The organism is Mycobacterium sp. E3305 (genome assembly GCF_001666785.1).
Lineage (GTDB): Bacteria > Actinomycetota > Actinomycetes > Mycobacteriales > Mycobacteriaceae > Mycobacterium.
Window position 1 is genome coordinate 59,000 of record NZ_LZJA01000007.1, and the last position, 16,599, is coordinate 75,598.

Annotated in this window: 17 protein-coding genes; 3 read left to right on the forward strand and 14 right to left on the reverse strand. The window is 64.8% G+C overall.

Features of this window, described 5'->3' with window-relative positions:
* Positions 1-48: 48 nt before the first annotated feature.
* The 6 genes from A5701_RS01120 to A5701_RS01145 form a co-directional block, all read right to left on the reverse strand.
* Positions 49-1,155, reverse strand: coding sequence for a dihydrodipicolinate reductase (locus A5701_RS01120; protein WP_369807374.1), 1,107 nt, complete (start codon positions 1,153-1,155; stop codon positions 49-51).
* Positions 1,156-1,256: 101 nt separating this feature from the next.
* Positions 1,257-2,498 carry a cytochrome P450 gene (locus tag A5701_RS01125; protein ID WP_067747622.1) on the reverse strand — a complete coding sequence of 414 codons (1,242 nt, stop codon included), beginning with the start codon at positions 2,496-2,498 and terminating at the stop codon, positions 1,257-1,259.
* Positions 2,499-2,513: 15 nt separating this feature from the next.
* A complete protein-coding gene (locus tag A5701_RS01130; RefSeq protein ID WP_067747625.1) occupies positions 2,514-3,467 on the reverse strand; it encodes an LLM class flavin-dependent oxidoreductase in 954 nt (317 codons plus the stop codon).
* A gap of 8 nt (positions 3,468-3,475) precedes the next feature.
* Entirely contained in the window at positions 3,476-4,309 is an 834-nt protein-coding gene (locus tag A5701_RS01135; protein WP_067747627.1) for an SDR family oxidoreductase, read from the reverse strand.
* Positions 4,302-4,709, reverse strand: a complete 408-nt coding sequence (locus A5701_RS01140) for a nuclear transport factor 2 family protein (RefSeq protein WP_067747629.1) — start codon at positions 4,707-4,709, stop codon at positions 4,302-4,304. Before A5701_RS01140 ends, A5701_RS01135 begins: the two co-directional genes overlap by 8 nt.
* Positions 4,709-5,776, reverse strand: a complete 1,068-nt coding sequence (locus A5701_RS01145) for a zinc-binding dehydrogenase (RefSeq protein ID WP_231972741.1) — start codon at positions 5,774-5,776, stop codon at positions 4,709-4,711. The genes A5701_RS01140 and A5701_RS01145 overlap by 1 nt, the downstream gene beginning before the upstream one ends.
* 77 nt (positions 5,777-5,853) lie before the next feature.
* On the opposite strand from A5701_RS01145, the gene A5701_RS01150 reads away from it, so the two are divergent.
* Positions 5,854-6,759 carry a helix-turn-helix domain-containing protein gene (locus A5701_RS01150; protein ID WP_067747633.1) on the forward strand — a complete coding sequence of 302 codons (906 nt, stop codon included), beginning with the start codon at positions 5,854-5,856 and terminating at the stop codon, positions 6,757-6,759.
* Positions 6,760-6,777: 18 nt separating this feature from the next.
* On the opposite strand, the gene A5701_RS01155 is transcribed toward A5701_RS01150, so the two are convergent.
* From A5701_RS01155 to A5701_RS01190, 8 genes are read right to left on the reverse strand one after another with little or no spacing between them, the layout of a single operon-like run.
* Positions 6,778-7,404 carry a TetR/AcrR family transcriptional regulator gene (locus A5701_RS01155; protein ID WP_067747635.1) on the reverse strand — a complete coding sequence of 209 codons (627 nt, stop codon included), beginning with the start codon at positions 7,402-7,404 and terminating at the stop codon, positions 6,778-6,780.
* Between the two features lie 21 nt (positions 7,405-7,425).
* Complete coding sequence (locus A5701_RS01160; protein WP_067747638.1) at positions 7,426-8,595, reverse strand: lipid-transfer protein; 1,170 nt, start codon at positions 8,593-8,595, stop codon at positions 7,426-7,428.
* Positions 8,592-9,044: a MaoC family dehydratase gene (locus A5701_RS01165; RefSeq protein ID WP_067747641.1), complete on the reverse strand. Its 453-nt coding sequence runs from the start codon at positions 9,042-9,044 to the stop codon at positions 8,592-8,594. Before A5701_RS01165 ends, A5701_RS01160 begins: the two co-directional genes overlap by 4 nt.
* On the reverse strand, positions 9,041-10,150 hold the full coding sequence (locus A5701_RS01170) for an acyl-CoA dehydrogenase family protein (RefSeq protein WP_067747642.1): 1,110 nt from the start codon (positions 10,148-10,150) through the stop codon (positions 9,041-9,043). The genes A5701_RS01165 and A5701_RS01170 overlap by 4 nt, the downstream gene beginning before the upstream one ends.
* Before the next feature lie 20 nt (positions 10,151-10,170).
* Positions 10,171-10,584 carry a Zn-ribbon domain-containing OB-fold protein gene (locus tag A5701_RS01175; protein ID WP_067747644.1) on the reverse strand — a complete coding sequence of 138 codons (414 nt, stop codon included), beginning with the start codon at positions 10,582-10,584 and terminating at the stop codon, positions 10,171-10,173.
* Positions 10,584-11,132 carry a MaoC family dehydratase N-terminal domain-containing protein gene (locus A5701_RS01180; protein WP_067747646.1) on the reverse strand — a complete coding sequence of 183 codons (549 nt, stop codon included), beginning with the start codon at positions 11,130-11,132 and terminating at the stop codon, positions 10,584-10,586. The genes A5701_RS01175 and A5701_RS01180 overlap by 1 nt, the downstream gene beginning before the upstream one ends.
* Positions 11,133-11,148: 16 nt before the next feature.
* Positions 11,149-12,336 (reverse strand): acyl-CoA dehydrogenase family protein, encoded by a 1,188-nt coding sequence (locus A5701_RS01185; RefSeq protein WP_067747648.1) that lies wholly within the window; start codon positions 12,334-12,336, stop codon positions 11,149-11,151.
* Positions 12,336-13,511 carry a cytochrome P450 gene (locus tag A5701_RS01190; RefSeq protein ID WP_067747650.1) on the reverse strand — a complete coding sequence of 392 codons (1,176 nt, stop codon included), beginning with the start codon at positions 13,509-13,511 and terminating at the stop codon, positions 12,336-12,338. The genes A5701_RS01185 and A5701_RS01190 overlap by 1 nt, the downstream gene beginning before the upstream one ends.
* Before the next feature lie 260 nt (positions 13,512-13,771).
* Between A5701_RS01190 and A5701_RS01195 the strand changes: the two genes are divergently transcribed.
* Complete coding sequence (locus A5701_RS01195) at positions 13,772-15,232, forward strand: aldehyde dehydrogenase family protein (protein ID WP_067747666.1); 1,461 nt, start codon at positions 13,772-13,774, stop codon at positions 15,230-15,232.
* Positions 15,229-16,599 (forward strand): CaiB/BaiF CoA-transferase family protein (locus tag A5701_RS01200; protein WP_197504906.1); only part of this gene is annotated, 1,371 nt, incomplete at its 3' end. The genes A5701_RS01195 and A5701_RS01200, both read left to right, overlap by 4 nt.

Genomic DNA, 16,599 nt, shown 5'->3' on the forward strand with positions numbered 1-16,599 from the left:
ACCACAGCGCGCTCGCGCGCCGGCAGGCTGATTCGCGCAAGCGGGTCACTAAACAGGGCGCGTTCGCGATTGCCTGCTCACTATCGCCGGACCCGCCAAGGGAGAGCCAAGCACGCCAGGCGCCGCGTCCACGACCGCGGGTATGGAGTTGACCGCGGCCAGCGCTGTCACCGCTACACCCGGATTGACCCGATCCGAGGGCGATTGCTCGAAGTACAGCTCCAGGGACATACTGGGCCGTCCCTCGACCCGGATGACCATGCCGCCTTGGTTTTCCCTCGACGGCCGCGGCCAACGCTGCGGCCAGGGTGTGGAACTCACCGTCGCGAAATACTGCACCGCGACCACTGACCGCCCATCGATGACGCCGGCCAGCTGCCAGCGGTGCGCGCAAATCGTCCCTTCAGCAATCGTGCCGAGGGCAGTCTGCAAATCCGTTGGCGCGAGAAGTGTTTCCCAATCCAGTTCGACTCCATCGAGTTCCAGGCCTAGGGTGTCGGCGATGTAGCGCACCACGGTCTCCCAGTCGTGGGTGACCTTGCCCGATGCGATTCGGGCGGGCACGTGCCCGTTCGGCTTTCCAAAGCCCATGGATTCGTGCAGCACCTCCCAAATGGGATAGGACTTGTCCAGGTCGATCGCATATTCGTCCATCCGGTAGGAATCGACGGTTCCGGCGCCGGCAAGCAGGGCGGTGGGGACGTTGAGACTAATGAAGCCCGGCTCGGCGCCGGTGGCGTAGAAGGTCGAATTGCCATTCGCCGCCGCGGCTTCGACGGCCGCGCGCCACTCCGGTGGCGCCGCAGGCGGGTAGACCATTGGGATCGTCGAGATCGTCACGACGTTGATCCCCGCCTCGAGGTAAGTGATGATGTCGGTGATCGCGTCATTCTCGCGCCGGACGGCGGTGGCACAGTAGGTGACACAGTCGGGCCGCAGAGCCAGCACCGCGTCGAGATCGTCGGTTGCCGGTATACCGACCTCCGGTTCGCCACAAAGGCGACCCGCGTCAACTCCGGCCTTCTCGGGCGTGGACACTTTGACTCCGACGAGTTCCAGTGCCGGATCACCGAGGACTGCCCGGAGTGCCTCCTTACCGGTCAATCCCGTGCCCACGTGAACAACCCGATACTTTCTGGATTTCTCAGTTGCCATTGCTCAATCTCCTATGTGCGTTTTCCTAAGAGCGCCGGACCGCGGCTTGCGTCTCCACCCGCTTCGCGCACCGATGAGAGCAGCGAGTTCGTGAGGACGGATCATTGCGCTACCGCACGTACGGGCACGCGTCCCCATCCGAAGACATTCGGCATCTTGACCCGTTGCAGGCCCGCGACGTCTACCTCGAACTCGGGGATCAAGTCCAACAGGGCATCGATGGCAATGCGTCCCTCCATGCGCGCCAGTGCCGCGCCAAGACAGCTGTGTATTCCGTAGCCGAATCCGAGGTTGTGGCCGGAGTGCCGACGATTGATGTCGAAGCGATCTGCATCGACGAACGCTCGCTCATCCCTGGTGGCCGAACCATTGATGAGCATCACCGGATTGTGCTTGGGTATCACCGTGCCATGAAGTTCTACATCGACCTTGCTCCAACGGATGTCGTATTGCGATGGCCCCTCGTAACGCAGCAGCTCTTCGAAGGCGGCGGGAATGAGGCTTCGGTCTCGCCTCAGTGCCTGCCATTGGTCCTGGTGTCGCGCAAACACCACTGCGGCGCTTGCGACCAGCTTGGTCACCGTCTCGGCGCCCGCACCGCCGAGCATCGACGCAAAGGCCGAAATCTCCGTGTCGTCGAGGCGAGTCATGGTGCCGTCGTCGCGTTCGACCTCGACCTGGGTGAGCCGCGAAATCATGTCGTCCTGTGGGTTGGCGCGTTTCTCGACGACAAGGTCGTAGTAGTACCTCCACATGGTCACCGCCGCCTCGCGGCCGTGCGGCGTCGTGCTGATGTTTCCCGGCTCGCGTTCCAGCAGTGCGTCGAGCCAGTGCCGGATCTGCTGGCGACCGTCCGGCGGCACCCCCAACATCGTGGTGATGATCTCGACGGGGAACAGCGCCGAGAAGTCCTCGACTATGTCGAACGACGTCACATCGATGGTTTGCGCGATTGTGTCGATCACCTTCCGGATCATCGGCTCGAGCTTGGCGATCGCACGCGGGGTGAAAACCTTGTTTACCAGCGACCGCATTCTGGTGTGCTGCGGAGGGTCCATCATGATGATCACTCCGTGCGGGATCATCGCGTCGGGATCGATGAAATGATCGAGCGTCACACCCTTCGCCGAGGAATACCTTTCGTGATCGCGCATCGCGCTCGCGACATCCTCATAGCGGGAAAGGGCCCAGAAGTCGTACTGCGTGCTGTGGTAGACCGGCGCCCGATCGCGTAGTTGGCGGTAAATCTCGAACGGATCGTTGAAGAATTCATCCGAGAAGGGGTCGAAGTGAACGGATCCCAAAGACGTGCCTACTTCCGCCGCGCCCCCGTCAAGGCTCATCTCGTGTCCTTTCGACTACTGCAGCTCGGCGAATCTCTTCAAGTAGGGCCATGCGATCGCGGGCGGTATCCCGCCGCACAGTGGCGAAATGTTGAACATTTCACCTGCTGCGATGCGCTTCCGCGCTTCGTCGACCGAGAGGATCACGTGTGACGACGTGTTGCGCAGCTCGTCGATGGTCCTGGCGGTGGTGATGTTGGCGGATACCGCGTTGTCGGGATTCCATTCCGAGTAGGCGATTGCATCGTGCAGGAGGTACTTGCCGATCTCGTCCCACGCCGCGTCGACATCGTCGGCCACGAAGCAGTTGGTGGCCGCGTCACGCTCGGGGATGACGACAAAGCCGGGCTCGAAGCCGTTGTCGCGACATGCTTTTTCGTAAGCTTCCCGCATTCCTGGCACCCCGCCGTTGGCGAGCAAGCCGAGACCGTTACGTCCAGCGCGCCGCGCGGCCGCCAGGCTGGCGCCGCCCCAGCTCATCATGGGGCCTTCCGGCGTGCGCGGCCGCGGGGTGACTTTCATTCGTCTGCCGCCGTGTTCGATCTCTTCGCCGGCGAGGAGGCGGCGTAACACGCCGAGCTTCTCGTCCGCCAGCCTGCCGCGGTCGGACATCGAGAGTCCGAAGTGAGCGTATTCCTCAGCGCGATATCCGATTCCGAAGACGTAGGTGGCTCTGCCCGCGCTGATGTGATCCAGCACGGCGATGTCCTCGGCCAGCCGTGCCGGATCGTAGAAGGGCAGCAGAATTGTCAGGTTCACCAAGAGTTGCTTCGTGCGAGCGGCAATGGCCGCACCGAGCAGTAACGGCGACGGCAGATAACCGTCGTCCGCGCAGTGGTGTTCGCAGAGCACGACGGCGATACAGCCATGCTGCTCGGCCCATGCCGACATCTCGCTGGCGGCGGCGTACAACTCGGTGGCCGGCGCTCCGATGGTGGGCGCTCGCATGTCGAAGCGAAGGGTGAACACGGTCGCTGCTAACCGGGCTGCCGTGCGTCGGAACCCATGACTTCGGCGCTGGCCTGCATGATCATTCGAACCACTTCGTTGCGTGTCATGGACTTGAAAAGTTCAAATGCCATCCGGACGTCATCGCCCGTGGCGATCGTCGGTCCGTTGCCGAGGTTGGCGAACGCCTCGTCCACCACGCTCGCGGCTGTCACCGCACCCTGGGGAACCTCGTCGACGGATTTCAGTCGGCCGCGCTCGAATTCCAGTTGCCGCAGAGCCGGTGTATCGGTCATGCCGAGGACCAGACCCAGGACGTCCACGCCCTTGTCGTGCAACTCCGCCCACAGCCCCTCAGTGAAAACCATGTCGAAGGCTTTGGTTCCTCCGTATGCCACCATGTTTCGGCCACCGGCTAGCGCAGCACCAGAAGTGAAGTTCACGATGCCGCCGCGTCCTCGGTCGACCATGAGGCCCGAGAAGTGGTGACACAACCGCATCAGCACCAGGCAGTTGCGTTGCAGCAGGGCTTCGGCTGTCGATACCGGATTGGCAAGAAAAGGCTGGTAGTTCGGATCCCCGCCGGCGCAGTACACCAGCATGCCGACCTCGAGGTCTGCGGTGGCGTCGATGATGGACTGGGCAGCGTCGGGCTCGGTGAGATCGATGGCGAGCGTCCGGGTTTTGACACCGGTGCGCTCGTGAATCGCCTCGGCTACCGTGTCGAGCACGCGTCGGCGACGAGCGACCAGCGCAACGTTCACTCCTTCCTGCGCCAACCTCTCGGCGAACAAGGCGCCGCATCCGTCGGACGCGCCGACGATCACCGCCCACGGTCCGTACCTCCGTGCGATGTCACCCATGGGCGCCCGGCACCGCAGCGAGCCGAACCGAGGTGTAGGTACGGCGGTCGATCCGCCAACCGTCCGGCGTCCGTACGGCGTGGTCGTCGTAGTAACCGACGGGGTTCGCGCCCGAGCCGTCCTCCATCAGGATCAGTGCGTCGACGTAGGTGCGGATCGTCGCGGTGTCGGTGTCTATTGAGATGGCCTGGTTGGTCATTCGATGGATCGTGTGCGCCGCGCCGACGTGCGCTGCCTCCATGAACCGCGCAACCTCTGCGCCACCGGTCCACTGGCCGACCACACCGTAGTCGATGCGCGCATCCTCGGCGAAGACTGTCGTGAGAAGCCGGTATTGCCGGCTGTCGATTGCCGTTGCATACCGGACTGTGAGGTCGAAAATGTCGTCGCGGTCCGACATCAGAAGTCACCGTTCGGGTGGATCACGACGCGGGGTGGGCCTTCGGATCGCCGCGCCGCCGCCAGCGCCGCGGGCACCTCGTCGAGGCCGATGATCTTGCCGACGCTGGGCAGTGGGTTCAGCTTCCCCCCGACGACCGCATCCAGAACGCCGTACCAGTCCTGCGGGAGCGGTCCTCCACCGAACTGGAGAGTCAGGCCGTTTCGGGTGGCTTTGGTGATGTCGAGGGTGTCGCCGGTGTACCAGCCACCCGCGCAGTAAATGCGCGATGAGAACTCCGCCTCCGCGACGATGCTGTCGATGAGACCCGCAGCGCCAACGCATTCGAACACCACGGCGGAGCCGTTCATGTGGCGTTCGGCGCGCAACGTGCGGAAGGCGTCGAACACCGACCGCTGTGCCGGATCGACCAGAACATGCGCGCCGAACCCGGACTGGGCCAGTTCGCGGCGGTCGGCGCTGAAGTCGGACACGATGATCGGATCAACCCCCCGCGCGCTGAGCGCAGCGACCGCCGACAGCCCGATTGCGCCCGCGCCGACGACGATCGGGATCTCGCCGGGCTGCAGATTCGAGGCGCGGACATAAAACTCGCCGACCGCGAAGGCGTCGACCACGGCGACCGCATCGCTGGACACCGAGCCCTCTATCACCCTTGCGGTCGCCTCGGGTACCACAAGCAACTCTCCGAAACTGCCCTGCGCCTCGGGGTGCTGTCCGATAATGCGTAGACCCCCAGCGCCGCCGTCGACCAACCGGATCGGCATCGACGTCACCCTGGCCCCGATCGGGAAGGCCTCGCCGCATCCAGGGCCGTGGCCGATCACTTCACCCACGAACTCGTGCCCCAGGACAACGTCGCGGTCGGGGTCGTAGAGCGACCGACCCGTCGGATCGTCGATCGCCAATTCGGGATGGTCCATGTAGTGCACGTCGGACGCACAGATCGCGGTGCTGAGGGTCTTGAGCAGCAAATCGCCCTGCCCGGGAACGGGATCGGCAGTCTCGCGGACCGTAAGCTCCCCGCCTCGCAGCACTACGGCACGCACCGGCACCCACATCCTCATGCGATATTCTCTACTATTAGAGAATAATTCATCTAAATACTGAGTCGACCGTAGAATGCGGCGCGAGAGGAGTCAAGATGCGCGGAGTCACGTCAGCACCGGCCGAGCGTGTCCTCGATGTCGTTGAGTTTCTCAGCAGGCCGGAGGATGGCGGGCACCGCTTCTCCGACGTCGCTCGCGAACTTGGCCTTTCTCAGGCCACGGCGCACTCCATACTCAAGACGTTGTGTGACCGCGGTTGGGCGACGCGTGATCCCATTTCCAAGAAGTTTGATCTTGGTCCCACTATTGCCCTCATCGCGGAGAGGTTCGAAGCAGCGCGCCCACTTCTGGCTGTCGCTCGCGAAGCCATCCACCGTCTCACTGAGGCAACCGGTGCGCCGGCCTCGGTGGTCGAGCGCAGTGGAGACGAACTGGTGATCACCGCGTTCGAAAGTCCCGACGGGTCTAACGCACCGGTCGCTTCCCTCGAGCGGATCCCCTATGCACCGCCGTTTGGGATCGCCTGCGCCGCATGGGATATCCCAACCCAACAGGAATCGTGGATTCAGCGCGGCGCGGCCGGAGACACGTCGCTGGCGGAGCGCCTTCGCGCAGTGTTGGCTCAGACGCGCGACCGCGGTTATGACGTCGATTGGATGACTCCCGCGCTGGCGCAGGCGGCTCATGCGATCGAGACGCTGTCTACCGAGACAGTGCCCCACAACTTGCGCTCCGTCGTCGACCAATTGCGCATCGAATTCATATCGGCGAACCTGCTATCCGGCGACGGCGCACGCGATGCGCTCCGGGTTGCCACCATCTCGGCGCCCGTCCTTGACGATAGGGGACATGTGCGACTCATCCTTGGGTTCCACCCACTACGCGCCATGACGATGAGCGAAATCCATGCTGCCGCGAAACCTCTGTTGCGCGAGGTCGACCGAGTGGGCGGCCACGCAGTGCCGTCTCTCGACGGCGCACGCGCCAAGGCGGGGTCCTAGGTGCACATCGTCCTGCCGTCAGCTTGGCGGTCTCGGGAGCCACGCGCTGCTTCGTTTGCCTCGCTCATGGCTGAATCCCCGCACGACATACGCTCGGACGAAGTCGGCCACCGCGTCGTCATCCACGTCGAGATAGGGTGACGGGGTTGTGAACAAAGACAGCAGGATTCGTGCAAACCACTCCGACGCCGATCGAACGTCGAGGTCGTTGCGCACCTCACCGGTCAGCCTCGCCGCGGAGATGTATGGCGCGAGAAATTCACCGCATTCCCGCACTAGGGTCGACGCGTTCTTGGTCAACATCAAGTTGACCTGTTCTTCGTCGAAATATGACTCGTGCTCCACCACCCGGCGGGCTTGGGTAACGAAAACCGCTGCGCGGACCAGCTTTTCCTCCAGGGTGCTGCCGCCGTCGCGGTCAATCGCCTTTGCCAGCTTGCGATAGAAGCTTTGTGACGCCTCCTCCGCGCAAGCCTCGACAATCGTCTCCTTGTCCCGGAAGTATTCGTAGAACGTGCTTCTGGACACGTCGGCGGCGCGTGCGATGTCGACGATCGTCGTCTTGCGCAAGCCGCGCGTTCGGAAGCAGGCGAACGCGGCCGAAATGAGCGCCGCTCGGGTGTCGACCGCGGTAGCCTGCGTCATCGGCTTTCCTCGCCTGCGTGCTCAGTGATCGGGGGCGAGAATCAAGCCACTGGTGGGAACGCCGGTGCCCGACGTGACCAGCACGTGTTCGACGTTGTCCACCTGATTGTGCGACGTGCCGCGCACCTGACGGACGCCCTCGGTGATGCCGTTCATGCCGTGGATGTATGCCTCGCCCAGCAGGCCGCCGTTGGTGTTGATCGGCATGCGGCCGCCGAGTGACAGCTCGTCGACCGAGACGAAGTCCTTGGCCTCGCCGCGGCCGCAGAAGCCGAGTTCCTCGAGTTGGGTGAAGACGAAGGGCGTGAAGTGGTCGTAGAGGAACGCCGTCGAAATATCTTGTGGTTTAAGGCCGGAATCCCGCCACAGTTTGTCGCCGACGACGCCCATCTCCGGCAGCCCGGTGATGTCCTCGCGGTAGTAACTCGTCATCACCTCGCCGTCATGGGCGGCGCCCTGGGCGGCGGCCGTGATGACGGCGGGCGGCTTGGCCAAGTCTCGTGCCCTCTCGACGCTGGTCACCACCATGGCAACGCCGCCGTCGCTTTCCTGACAGCAGTCGAGCAGTCGCAACACCGGCTCGATGATCCATCGTGATTGCTGGTGTTGCTCGAGGGTGATCGGCTTCCCGTAGAACCACGCATCGGGATTCCTCGCGGCGTGCTTGCGGTCGATGACGGAGATCTTGCCGAAGTCCGCGTTGGTGACGCCGTACGTCGTCATGTAACGGTGGGCGTGCAAGGCCACCCAGGCGGCCGGCGTCATGAAGCCGAACGGCGCGTAGGGCGCCATCCACAGCGGTGTCACGCCCGGCTGGCGGCCGGCGCCGCCGAAGCGGAAGCCGGAGCGCTCGTTGAAGGCTCGGTAGCACACCACCGCTTTTGCCGCTCCGGTCGCGACCGCCATGGCGGCCTGCATGACGGTGCCGGCCGCCGCGCCACCGCCGTGCGGAACCCGGGTGAAGAACGTCAGTTCCCGGATGCCGACGTTGCGGGCGACCTCGATCTCCTCGTTGTCGTCCACGCTGAAGGTGACCATGCCGTCGATGTCCGCGGGCGTCAGCCCGGCGTCGCGGATCGCGGCGAGCACCGCCTCGCACGCCAGTTGCATCTCGGTGCGGCCCGATTCCTTGGAAAACTCGGTCTGTCCGATACCGGCCAGCGCGGCTTTACCGCCGATACCGTCGCTCATAAGTCCACACCGTGGAGCAGGCTGAGCACCGCGGTCCCGGAGACGTGGTCACCGAGGCTGTTGGTGCCTTTGAAGGTGACCTCGACAAGTCCTTCGCGGTCGGTCTGGGACTTGTCCGTGACCGAACCAGTGAACCGGAGCGGATCATTCGGGTATGCGGGTACGCCGAGGCGGATGGACAGTTTCCTGATCATCGCCTCCGGGCCCGCCCAGTCGTGCAGGAATTTCACGCAGAGACCATTGGTCGTGAGGATGTTCAAGAAGATGTCTTTCGATCCTTGGGAGTTCGCGAAATCGCGGTCGTGGTGAACCGGCATGTAATCACGGGATGCGATGGCCCCGGCGACGATCAGCGTGGTGGTCACCGGAACATCCAGCGGGGCGACTTCGTCACCCACATTGATCGAGTCCCACGCCAGCGTGGTGGTGCGATCGGCGGTGGAGGTCATCTGCTTCCTTCCGGGTAGGTCGCGCCCAGGCGGGCGAGCTGGAGGGGGGCCGCGCCCAGGGAGAGCTCGATCTGCTTGCCCCACAGGAAATATCGGTGGAGCGGGTAAGTGACGTCGATGCCAATGCCGCCGTGGACCTGCTGGGCCGACGCCACGACCCGCGCTCCGGCTTCAGCCGCCCAGAACTTGGCGATGGCGGCCTCGCGCGTCGCGGGCCGACCCTCGGCGATCAGCCACGCGGCGTGCCAGGTGGTCCACCGGATCGCCTCGACGTCGATGAATGCATCGGCCAGCCGTTGCTGCACGGCCTGGAACGAGCCGATGGGTCTGCCGAACTGCTCGCGTTCGCCGGTGTAGGAAGCGGCGATCTTCAACGCGCGTTCGGCGACGCCGAGTTGCATCGCGCACAAACCGACCAGTGCCCTGGTGTACAGCGAGCCGACCGCGTCCGCGGCGCCACCCCCGTTGAGTCGATGCCCCACGACGCCAGTCAGTTCGACGTCCGCGTAGGGCTCACCGTTGGTGGTCGCCACCGGCGACACGGTCACGCCGTCGGCCGCCGCATCGACGACGAACAAGGCCGGGCCGTCGTCGGCTTGAGCCGAAACCACGATGGCTTCGGCAAGCTGCGCCGCCGGTACGAGCTCCTTGCTGCCGTCGAGGGTCCAGGCGTCGCCGTCGGCGCGCGCGGTTGTGCGTGGCGCGGTCGGGTCGGAGTTGCCCTGTTCGGCGAGCGCGGCTGTGAGGATCGTGCTGCCGTCCACCACTCCCGGGAGGTATCGCTCGTGGATAGCCGAGTCACCGTGTCGCGCAATGGTATCCGCGCCGAGCAGGAGGGTCGCGTAGACGGGCGCGGGCGCAACGCTCCAGCCGATCTCGGCGAGTAGCACGCCGAGCTCGAGGAAGCCGCGTCCGCTGCCGCCGACGGACTCGGGCAGCGCGATGCCCAGCAGGTCCGACGAAGCGAGTTCGCGCCACATCGCTTCGTCGTGGCGAACCCCGCCGGATTCCAGGTCGGTCAGAGCGTCGGGGGTGGCGCGGTGCTCGAAGAGTTGACGGGCCACCTTGCCGACCGTCTCTTGTTCTTCGGTGAAGGTAAAGTCCATGCTCGCTTGATGCCTCGTTGTCAGCGCGCGGGCCGGAACTGGTGCAGCACCAGCTCTTCCCCGCTCGGGATGGCTTCGAAATTCTCGTAGAAAACCTCGACGGGCAACCCGACCTCGATGGCGCCGGGCTCGATTTCGCACAGGTTCGACACGATGCGAACTCCTTCGTCGAGCTCGATCAGGGCGACCACGTAGGGATATTGGAGGAACGGCAGCGGAGGATATTGCGGCATGACAAAGCTGTAAACCGTTCCGCGGCCGGTCGATTCGACGGAATCCCAGTTGAGGGACTGGCAGTTCCCGCACATCGGGCGCGGGGGCACCCGCAGGGTCTTGCAGTCCGTGCACCGCTGGATCAGCAGCTTGTGGTCCCGAAGGCCCGACCAGAAGAATTCGGTGTCCGGACTGATCGACGGAGCGAGTCTGGTGGCCATCAGTTTCCCGTCTTGAACCGCAGGGTGCGGAACCGCTGGCGGCCGATCACCTCGCCGTTCTGGTCGCGATAGGTGGTGATCCAGGTGACGAAGTAGCCGTGGCCCATCGCCGTCTTCTTCTCGTCGGAGATCGTCTCGAAAACCGTTTCGGCGGTGATCTCGTCGCCCACCCGTGGGTAACGCTCGAGCTCGAACTCGGAGTTGGTGGCGACCGTGCCGGTGTAGCCCGCATCGGTCAGGAACTGCAGCGGATTCTCCTTGAGCTCGACGGGGACTCCGCCACGCTCGTGAATGCCTGCGAGCTTGGGTGGCGCCATGGTCCACGACTGCAGCATCACCGGAGGCGAGACGAGGCCACCGTAGCGAGAGGAGGAGGCAAACTCCGGATCCAGATAGGCGGGGTTCATATCGTCGAGCGCGTACGCCCAATGCCGAATCATTGCCGCATTCACGGGATCCGGCGCCTTGACCGGCTGTCCGGAACTGATGGGTCTACCGATGAGCGCGTCGAGGCGCTCGCGCAGCGGGTCCTTCGTTGTTTCGGTCACGGCTCGTACCTTCCTCTTAGGATGCGCCGGCCCGCATGTCGCGCGGCGCGCGCGGCATCCCCAGGCCTGCCATGGCGATGATGTCGCGTTGAAGCTCGTTGGCCCCGCCGCCGAATGTGTTGATGACCGCCATGCGATATGCGCTCTCCAATTCGCCCTTGAGTGGAGCCGCCGCGTCCTTGCGCGTACCGGCCTGGCCGACAACCTCGAGCAGTTCGCGGGCAACCTGCTGCGTGAGCTCCGTGCCGAACACCTTTGCCGCGGAAGCCTCGCCCATGCCGAGCGCGCCGGCGCTCATCGTCGAGTTCACGCGCAGATTGAGCAGTCGGTAGGCCGCGACCTGCGCTTCCACGCGGGCCAGCGCCTGCTGCACCCAGGGCTTGTCGATGACCATGCCGTCGTCCAGCGGCGTCGTCGACGCCCATTTCAGCGTCTTGTTGAACAGCGGTTCCAGGGCGCCGAGGTTGCCGAGCGCGGCGCGTTCCAGATTCAGCTGGTTGGTCACCAACGTCCAGCCCTGGTTCTCGCCGAGCACGATGGCGCTCTCGGGTACCCGGACGTCATCGTAGAAGGTGTAATACGTGGACACACCCGGCATGGTGTGTAACGGCTTCCAGGAGAACCCCGGCGAGTCGGTCGGCACGATGAAAAGGGTTATCCCCTTGTGTTTCTTCGCGTTCGGGTCGGTACGGGCGGCCAGCCAGATGTAGTCGGCGAACTCGGCCCCGCTGGTGAACATTTTCGAGCCGTTGATGACGAACTCGTCGCCGTCGCGCACCGCCGTGGTGCGCAGCGACGCGAGATCGCTGCCGGCCCCGGGCTCCGAGTAGCCGATCGCAAATTCGACGGTGCCCTTGAGGATGGCGGGCAGAAACTTGGCTTTCTGCTCCTCGGTGCCGTACTGAATCAGCGTGGGCCCCACGGTGTTGAGCGTGATCATCGGCAGCGGGGCGTTGACCCTGCGGGCCTCTTCCGAGAAGATGTACTGCTCCAGCGCGGTCAGGCCGCCGCCCCCGAATTCAACCGGCCAGGCGACGCCGAGCAGACCGGCCTCGCCGAGCGCGCGCCTGCATTCGGCGATCGCGGCGCCTCCCTCCGTCAGGTTGGCGACGGCGGCTCTGCGCTCCGGCGTCATCACCGCTTCGAGGCGGGTCCGGTAGTCCTTCCGAAGCTGTTCCTGTTCGGGTGTGTAGTCGAAGTCCATCAGCCGCTCGTTCCCAGTCGTACCGGCATGCTCTTCACGCCTGGCGTCATGGTGGCGCGCAGTCGCGTCACGTCGCCGGTGAGTTCGATCGACGGATACGTTCCCAAGAGCACCTCGAAGAACACTCGAGCCTCCAGCCGGGCCAGCTGGGCACCAAGGCAGGCGTGCTCACCCGCACCGAATGCGATGTGGGGGTTCGGGTTACGCGTGATGTCGAAGTCTTCGCTGGTAGGGCCGAAGATTTCTTCGTCGCGGTTGGCGGCGCCGTAGAGCATGACCACCGTGTCGCCCGCCTTGATCTGCTGGCCGCGGATCTCGACGTCCTCGGTGGCGCAGCGGGCCATGTGGGTGACCGGGCTGGTGAATCGCAACATCTCCTCGACCGCGCAGGGCAACAATTCCGCCGGGTTCGACCGCAGTAGCGCGAACTGATCGGGATGGTCGATCAACGCCAGCGTGCCCAACGCGATCAGATTGCGGGTGGTTTCGTTGCCGGCGACCAACAACAGGAACGAAAAATTCAGCAGGTCCGCGTCGCTGAGCTGCTCGCCGTCGACCTCGGCCGCCGCCAAAATGCTCAGCAGATCGTTTTGCCCGCTGACCTCACCGGATCGGCGAGCCGCGATGAGCTTGGTGAAATATTCGTAGAGCTCACCGAGCGCGACGAGGTGATCCATCTCGATGTCCGGATCGGCGGTGCCCACCGCCGCGTCAGACCACGTCCGAAACTTTTCCCAGTCCTCGGTCGGGGCCCCCAGCATCTCCGCGATCAACCGCGTCGGCAGGGGTGACGCGATGTCCTCAGCGAACTGCTGTGTCTTTGCCGGGTCGATGTTGTCCACTATGCCGCGCACGATCTCGCGCACCTTGGGTTCGAGCAACTGCACCTGGCGGCGGGTGAAGCCGGAGTTGATGAGCTTGCGAAGCTGCCGGTGGCGTGGGGGATCGGTGAAGATCAGGTTGCCCTCCTGAACGGGTTCGGGTTGGGCGGGATCCGGTATCGAGATGCCCTTCGTCGATGAGAAGGTCAGTGGGTGGCCGGAGACATAACGAATGTCCTCGTACTTCAACAGCGCCCAGAACTTGGTGACGTCATTCCACACGACAGGCGTGGTGTTGCGAAGCTCTCGGTAGACCGGGTACGGATCGCCGGCGTAGAAGTCGGGTGAATGCAATGGGACAGTAGTTGTGGGCACCGCATGCCTTCCTCGACACCGAGCTTGCTTCGGACAGATTTGAGAAGAATGTCCGTTTCCATGGTGTCTACAGTAGGCCCGGGCCATCTGTCAATCACGGCGTATATGACCGGAAATTACGTTAATTGCCGGTCAGGGCGCTGCAGCGGGTTGTGTACACACTGCCAAAGTATGTATGTTCTCGTAAGGCGCCGCCCGCATCGCGCCGCGAGCAAGCAGTCAGGGAAGGCAGGCGGATGATGGCTGGGTCTCGTTCCCTCCTCGAGGCTGAGGGGCACTACATCGACGGGCGGTGGACCGACCCGGACAGCGGGCGCTACGACGTCACGAACCCCGCGACCGAAGCGGTGATCGGAACGGCGCCCGACGCCAGCGTTGACCAAGTTGCGCAGGCGATCGGCGCCGCGAGAACGGCCTTCGATACGGGTCCGTGGCCGGCGGCCGATCCCGCCGAGCGTGCGCGGTGCCTGCAACAGCTCAGCGACGCGTTGCTGGCCAGGGGAGAGGAGATCTACGACCTCGCGCAGGCCGAATGGGGTTGTACCGCAAACGAGCGGCTGATTCACGTCGACGGACCGGTCTTCATGATGGGACACGCCGCCGAACTGGCAGTCGAACCCGCCGAGGCGCCCTTGGACGCGTGGGGTGCCGCGGGCACCACGCTGTTGCGCTACGAACCGCTCGGTGTGGTGGCGGCGATGACGCCGTGGAACTTCCCGCACACCCTCAATGTCATGAAATTGGGAGCGGCGCTCGCGGCCGGAAATACGCTCGTGCTCAAACCGTCCCCGCTGACGCCCCTTGCCGGGCTCGCCCTCGCCCGGGTCGTCCACGAGGACACCGACATCCCCCCGGGTGTGGTCAATGTGGTCACGCCGAACAGCCTCGAGGCCAGCAGAAGCCTGACCTTGGACCCCAGGGTCGACATGGTCAGTTTCACCGGCAGCTCGGTTGTGGGCCGCGACGTGATGGCGGGCGCGGCGACGACCATGAAACGAGTTCTGCTGGAATGCGGCGGAAAGTCGGCGACGATCCTGCTTCCCGACGTCGACATCACCGACGAATTCATGGAGCGTCTGCTGTTCGAGGGCTGCACGATGCATGCCGGGCAGGCCTGCATCCTCAACAGCAGGCTGCTGCTGCCGGACGCGATCCACGACGAAGTGGTGGACCGGCTCGCCGCGCTGGCCCGCGCGGTCGTGATCGGCGATCCCGTCGATCCGGCGGTCACCATGGGACCGCTGATCAGCCGCGAGCACCTCGACCGCGTCGAGGGCTTCGTCAAACGCGCTGAGGCCGACGGTGCGACCGTGGTGGCCGGGGGAGCCCGTCCGAAAGACCTGAACAAGGGCTTCTATTTCGAGCCGACGATACTCACCGATGCGTCGGCGGAGTCCTACATCGCGCAGGAGGAGGTGTTCGGACCCGTCCTGACGGTGTTGCGGTACCGCGACGACGACGACGCGGTGGCGATCGCCAACAACTCGGCCTACGGGCTAGGTGGCGCGGTTTGGGGACGTGACGTCGACCGTGCCGTGGGCATCGCCCGCCGGATCCGGACCGGGCAGGTGTCGATCAACGGGACCATCCCCGGGGACGCACCGTTCGGCGGCTTCAAGCAGAGCGGGATCGGCCGGGAGGGCGGTGTGATGGGACTGCGGGCCTACATGGAGCCGAAGGCCATCGGGATACCGGCGTGAACCGGCCGCTGACGGGGTTGCGTGTCGTCGAGCTCGCCTCCGAGATCGCGGGGCCGTATTGCACAAAGCTGCTCGTCGACCTGGGCGCCGACGTATGCAAGATCGAGCCGCCGGCGGGTGACCCGTTGCGCCGGTGGGGTCCGTTCCCCGCGAACGTTCCGGATCCCGAGCGATGCGGGCTGTTCGGGTATCTCAATGCGGGAAAACGCGGAACGACAGTCGATTTCGGTCAGGAGGATGGCCTCGCCGCCGTCCACGAGTTGACCGCGACGGCGGATGTGCTCGTCGAGGACCTGCCGGCGGGCTCGGCTGCCCGCCTGGAGTGGGGACTGGACCTGGAGGCTCTTGGCCGGATCAACCCCGGCCTCATAGTCGTCCGGATCTCGAGCTTCGGCCAGGAGGGACCGCTTCGCGACCGGGTGACGACTCCGTTGACCTTGCAGGCGGCCGCGGGGTGGGTGAACATGCGCGATCCCGGTCGGGCTCCGGTGCAGGCGGGCGCCCGGATTCCGGAGTACATCGCGGGCTCGTATGCGGCCCTCGGGACGCTGACTGCACTGCGAATCGCCGCGGGCGGAACGAACAGGCCCGTCGAGGTTGACGTCTCGATGTTCGAGTCGTTGCTGTCGACGCTGCCGTATCCGATGCTGATGGCGGCTCGCCTGAAAAGCCTTGGTCTGCCGACGAATTCCAAAGCCGCACCGATGCTGGGGATCGTTCGGGCCGCCGATGGCTGGATCGGCATCAACTGCCTGACCGGCCAGCACTGGCTGGACGTGTGCGCCATGGTCGGGTTGCCCGAATTCGGCGAGCATCAGCTCGCGGTCATGCTGGGCGGGCCAGAGCGCGGCGAGTTCTTTGCCAAGGCACAGCCCTTCCTCGATTCGATGACCGTCTCCGATCTGGTCGAGCTGAGTCAGGCCATGCGGATACCCGCCGCGCCGGTCACCGACGGCGACACCATTCTCGCCTGTCCGCAGTACGCCGAGCGAGGGTTCTTCGTCAAGGCCCCGACCGAATCCGGCGGATTCACCAGACCTGGTGCGCCGTTTCGGTTTTCGAAGACGCCGGTGCCGCCATCGCCGCCTGCTCCCGCCCTCCGAAGCGCCACGCAGGCCGCTTGGGGCGAGCGGGAAGCACCCCGGTGGGAGGACGGCGTCCGCAATGTCGCCCTGCCGTTCGACGGTTTGAAGGTCTTCGACCTGAGCACCTTCTGGGCGGGCGCCTACCTGACGTGCTACCTCGGCGCGTTCGGGGCGGACGTGGTCAAGGTCGAATCCATCCAACGCCCCGACGGCCACCGCTACTCCGGCTCGTTACTCCGCGAAGGGGAAGACTGGTACGAACGGGGGCCACTTTGGCAGGGA

Excerpts from the sequence above, each read along its gene's own strand:
- A5701_RS01125 (WP_067747622.1), bottom strand. The coding sequence starts at position 2,498 with ATGAGCCTTGACGGGGGCGCGGCGGAAGTAGGCACGTCTTTGGGATCC.
- A5701_RS01185 (WP_067747648.1), bottom strand. The coding sequence starts at position 12,336 with ATGGACTTCGACTACACACCCGAACAGGAACAGCTTCGGAAGGACTAC.
- A5701_RS01135 (WP_067747627.1), bottom strand. The coding sequence starts at position 4,309 with ATGGGTGACATCGCACGGAGGTACGGACCGTGGGCGGTGATCGTCGGC.
- A5701_RS01120 (WP_369807374.1), bottom strand. The coding sequence starts at position 1,155 with ATGGCAACTGAGAAATCCAGAAAGTATCGGGTTGTTCACGTGGGCACG.
- A5701_RS01145 (WP_231972741.1), bottom strand. The coding sequence starts at position 5,776 with ATGAGGATGTGGGTGCCGGTGCGTGCCGTAGTGCTGCGAGGCGGGGAG.
- A5701_RS01140 (WP_067747629.1), bottom strand. The coding sequence starts at position 4,709 with ATGTCGGACCGCGACGACATTTTCGACCTCACAGTCCGGTATGCAACG.
- A5701_RS01195 (WP_067747666.1), top strand. The coding sequence starts at position 13,772 with ATGGCTGGGTCTCGTTCCCTCCTCGAGGCTGAGGGGCACTACATCGAC.
- A5701_RS01150 (WP_067747633.1), top strand. The coding sequence starts at position 5,854 with ATGCGCGGAGTCACGTCAGCACCGGCCGAGCGTGTCCTCGATGTCGTT.
- A5701_RS01160 (WP_067747638.1), bottom strand. The coding sequence starts at position 8,595 with ATGAGCGACGGTATCGGCGGTAAAGCCGCGCTGGCCGGTATCGGACAG.
- A5701_RS01175 (WP_067747644.1), bottom strand. The coding sequence starts at position 10,584 with ATGGCCACCAGACTCGCTCCGTCGATCAGTCCGGACACCGAATTCTTC.
- A5701_RS01155 (WP_067747635.1), bottom strand. The coding sequence starts at position 7,404 with ATGACGCAGGCTACCGCGGTCGACACCCGAGCGGCGCTCATTTCGGCC.
- A5701_RS01165 (WP_067747641.1), bottom strand. The coding sequence starts at position 9,044 with ATGACCTCCACCGCCGATCGCACCACCACGCTGGCGTGGGACTCGATC.
- A5701_RS01170 (WP_067747642.1), bottom strand. The coding sequence starts at position 10,150 with ATGGACTTTACCTTCACCGAAGAACAAGAGACGGTCGGCAAGGTGGCC.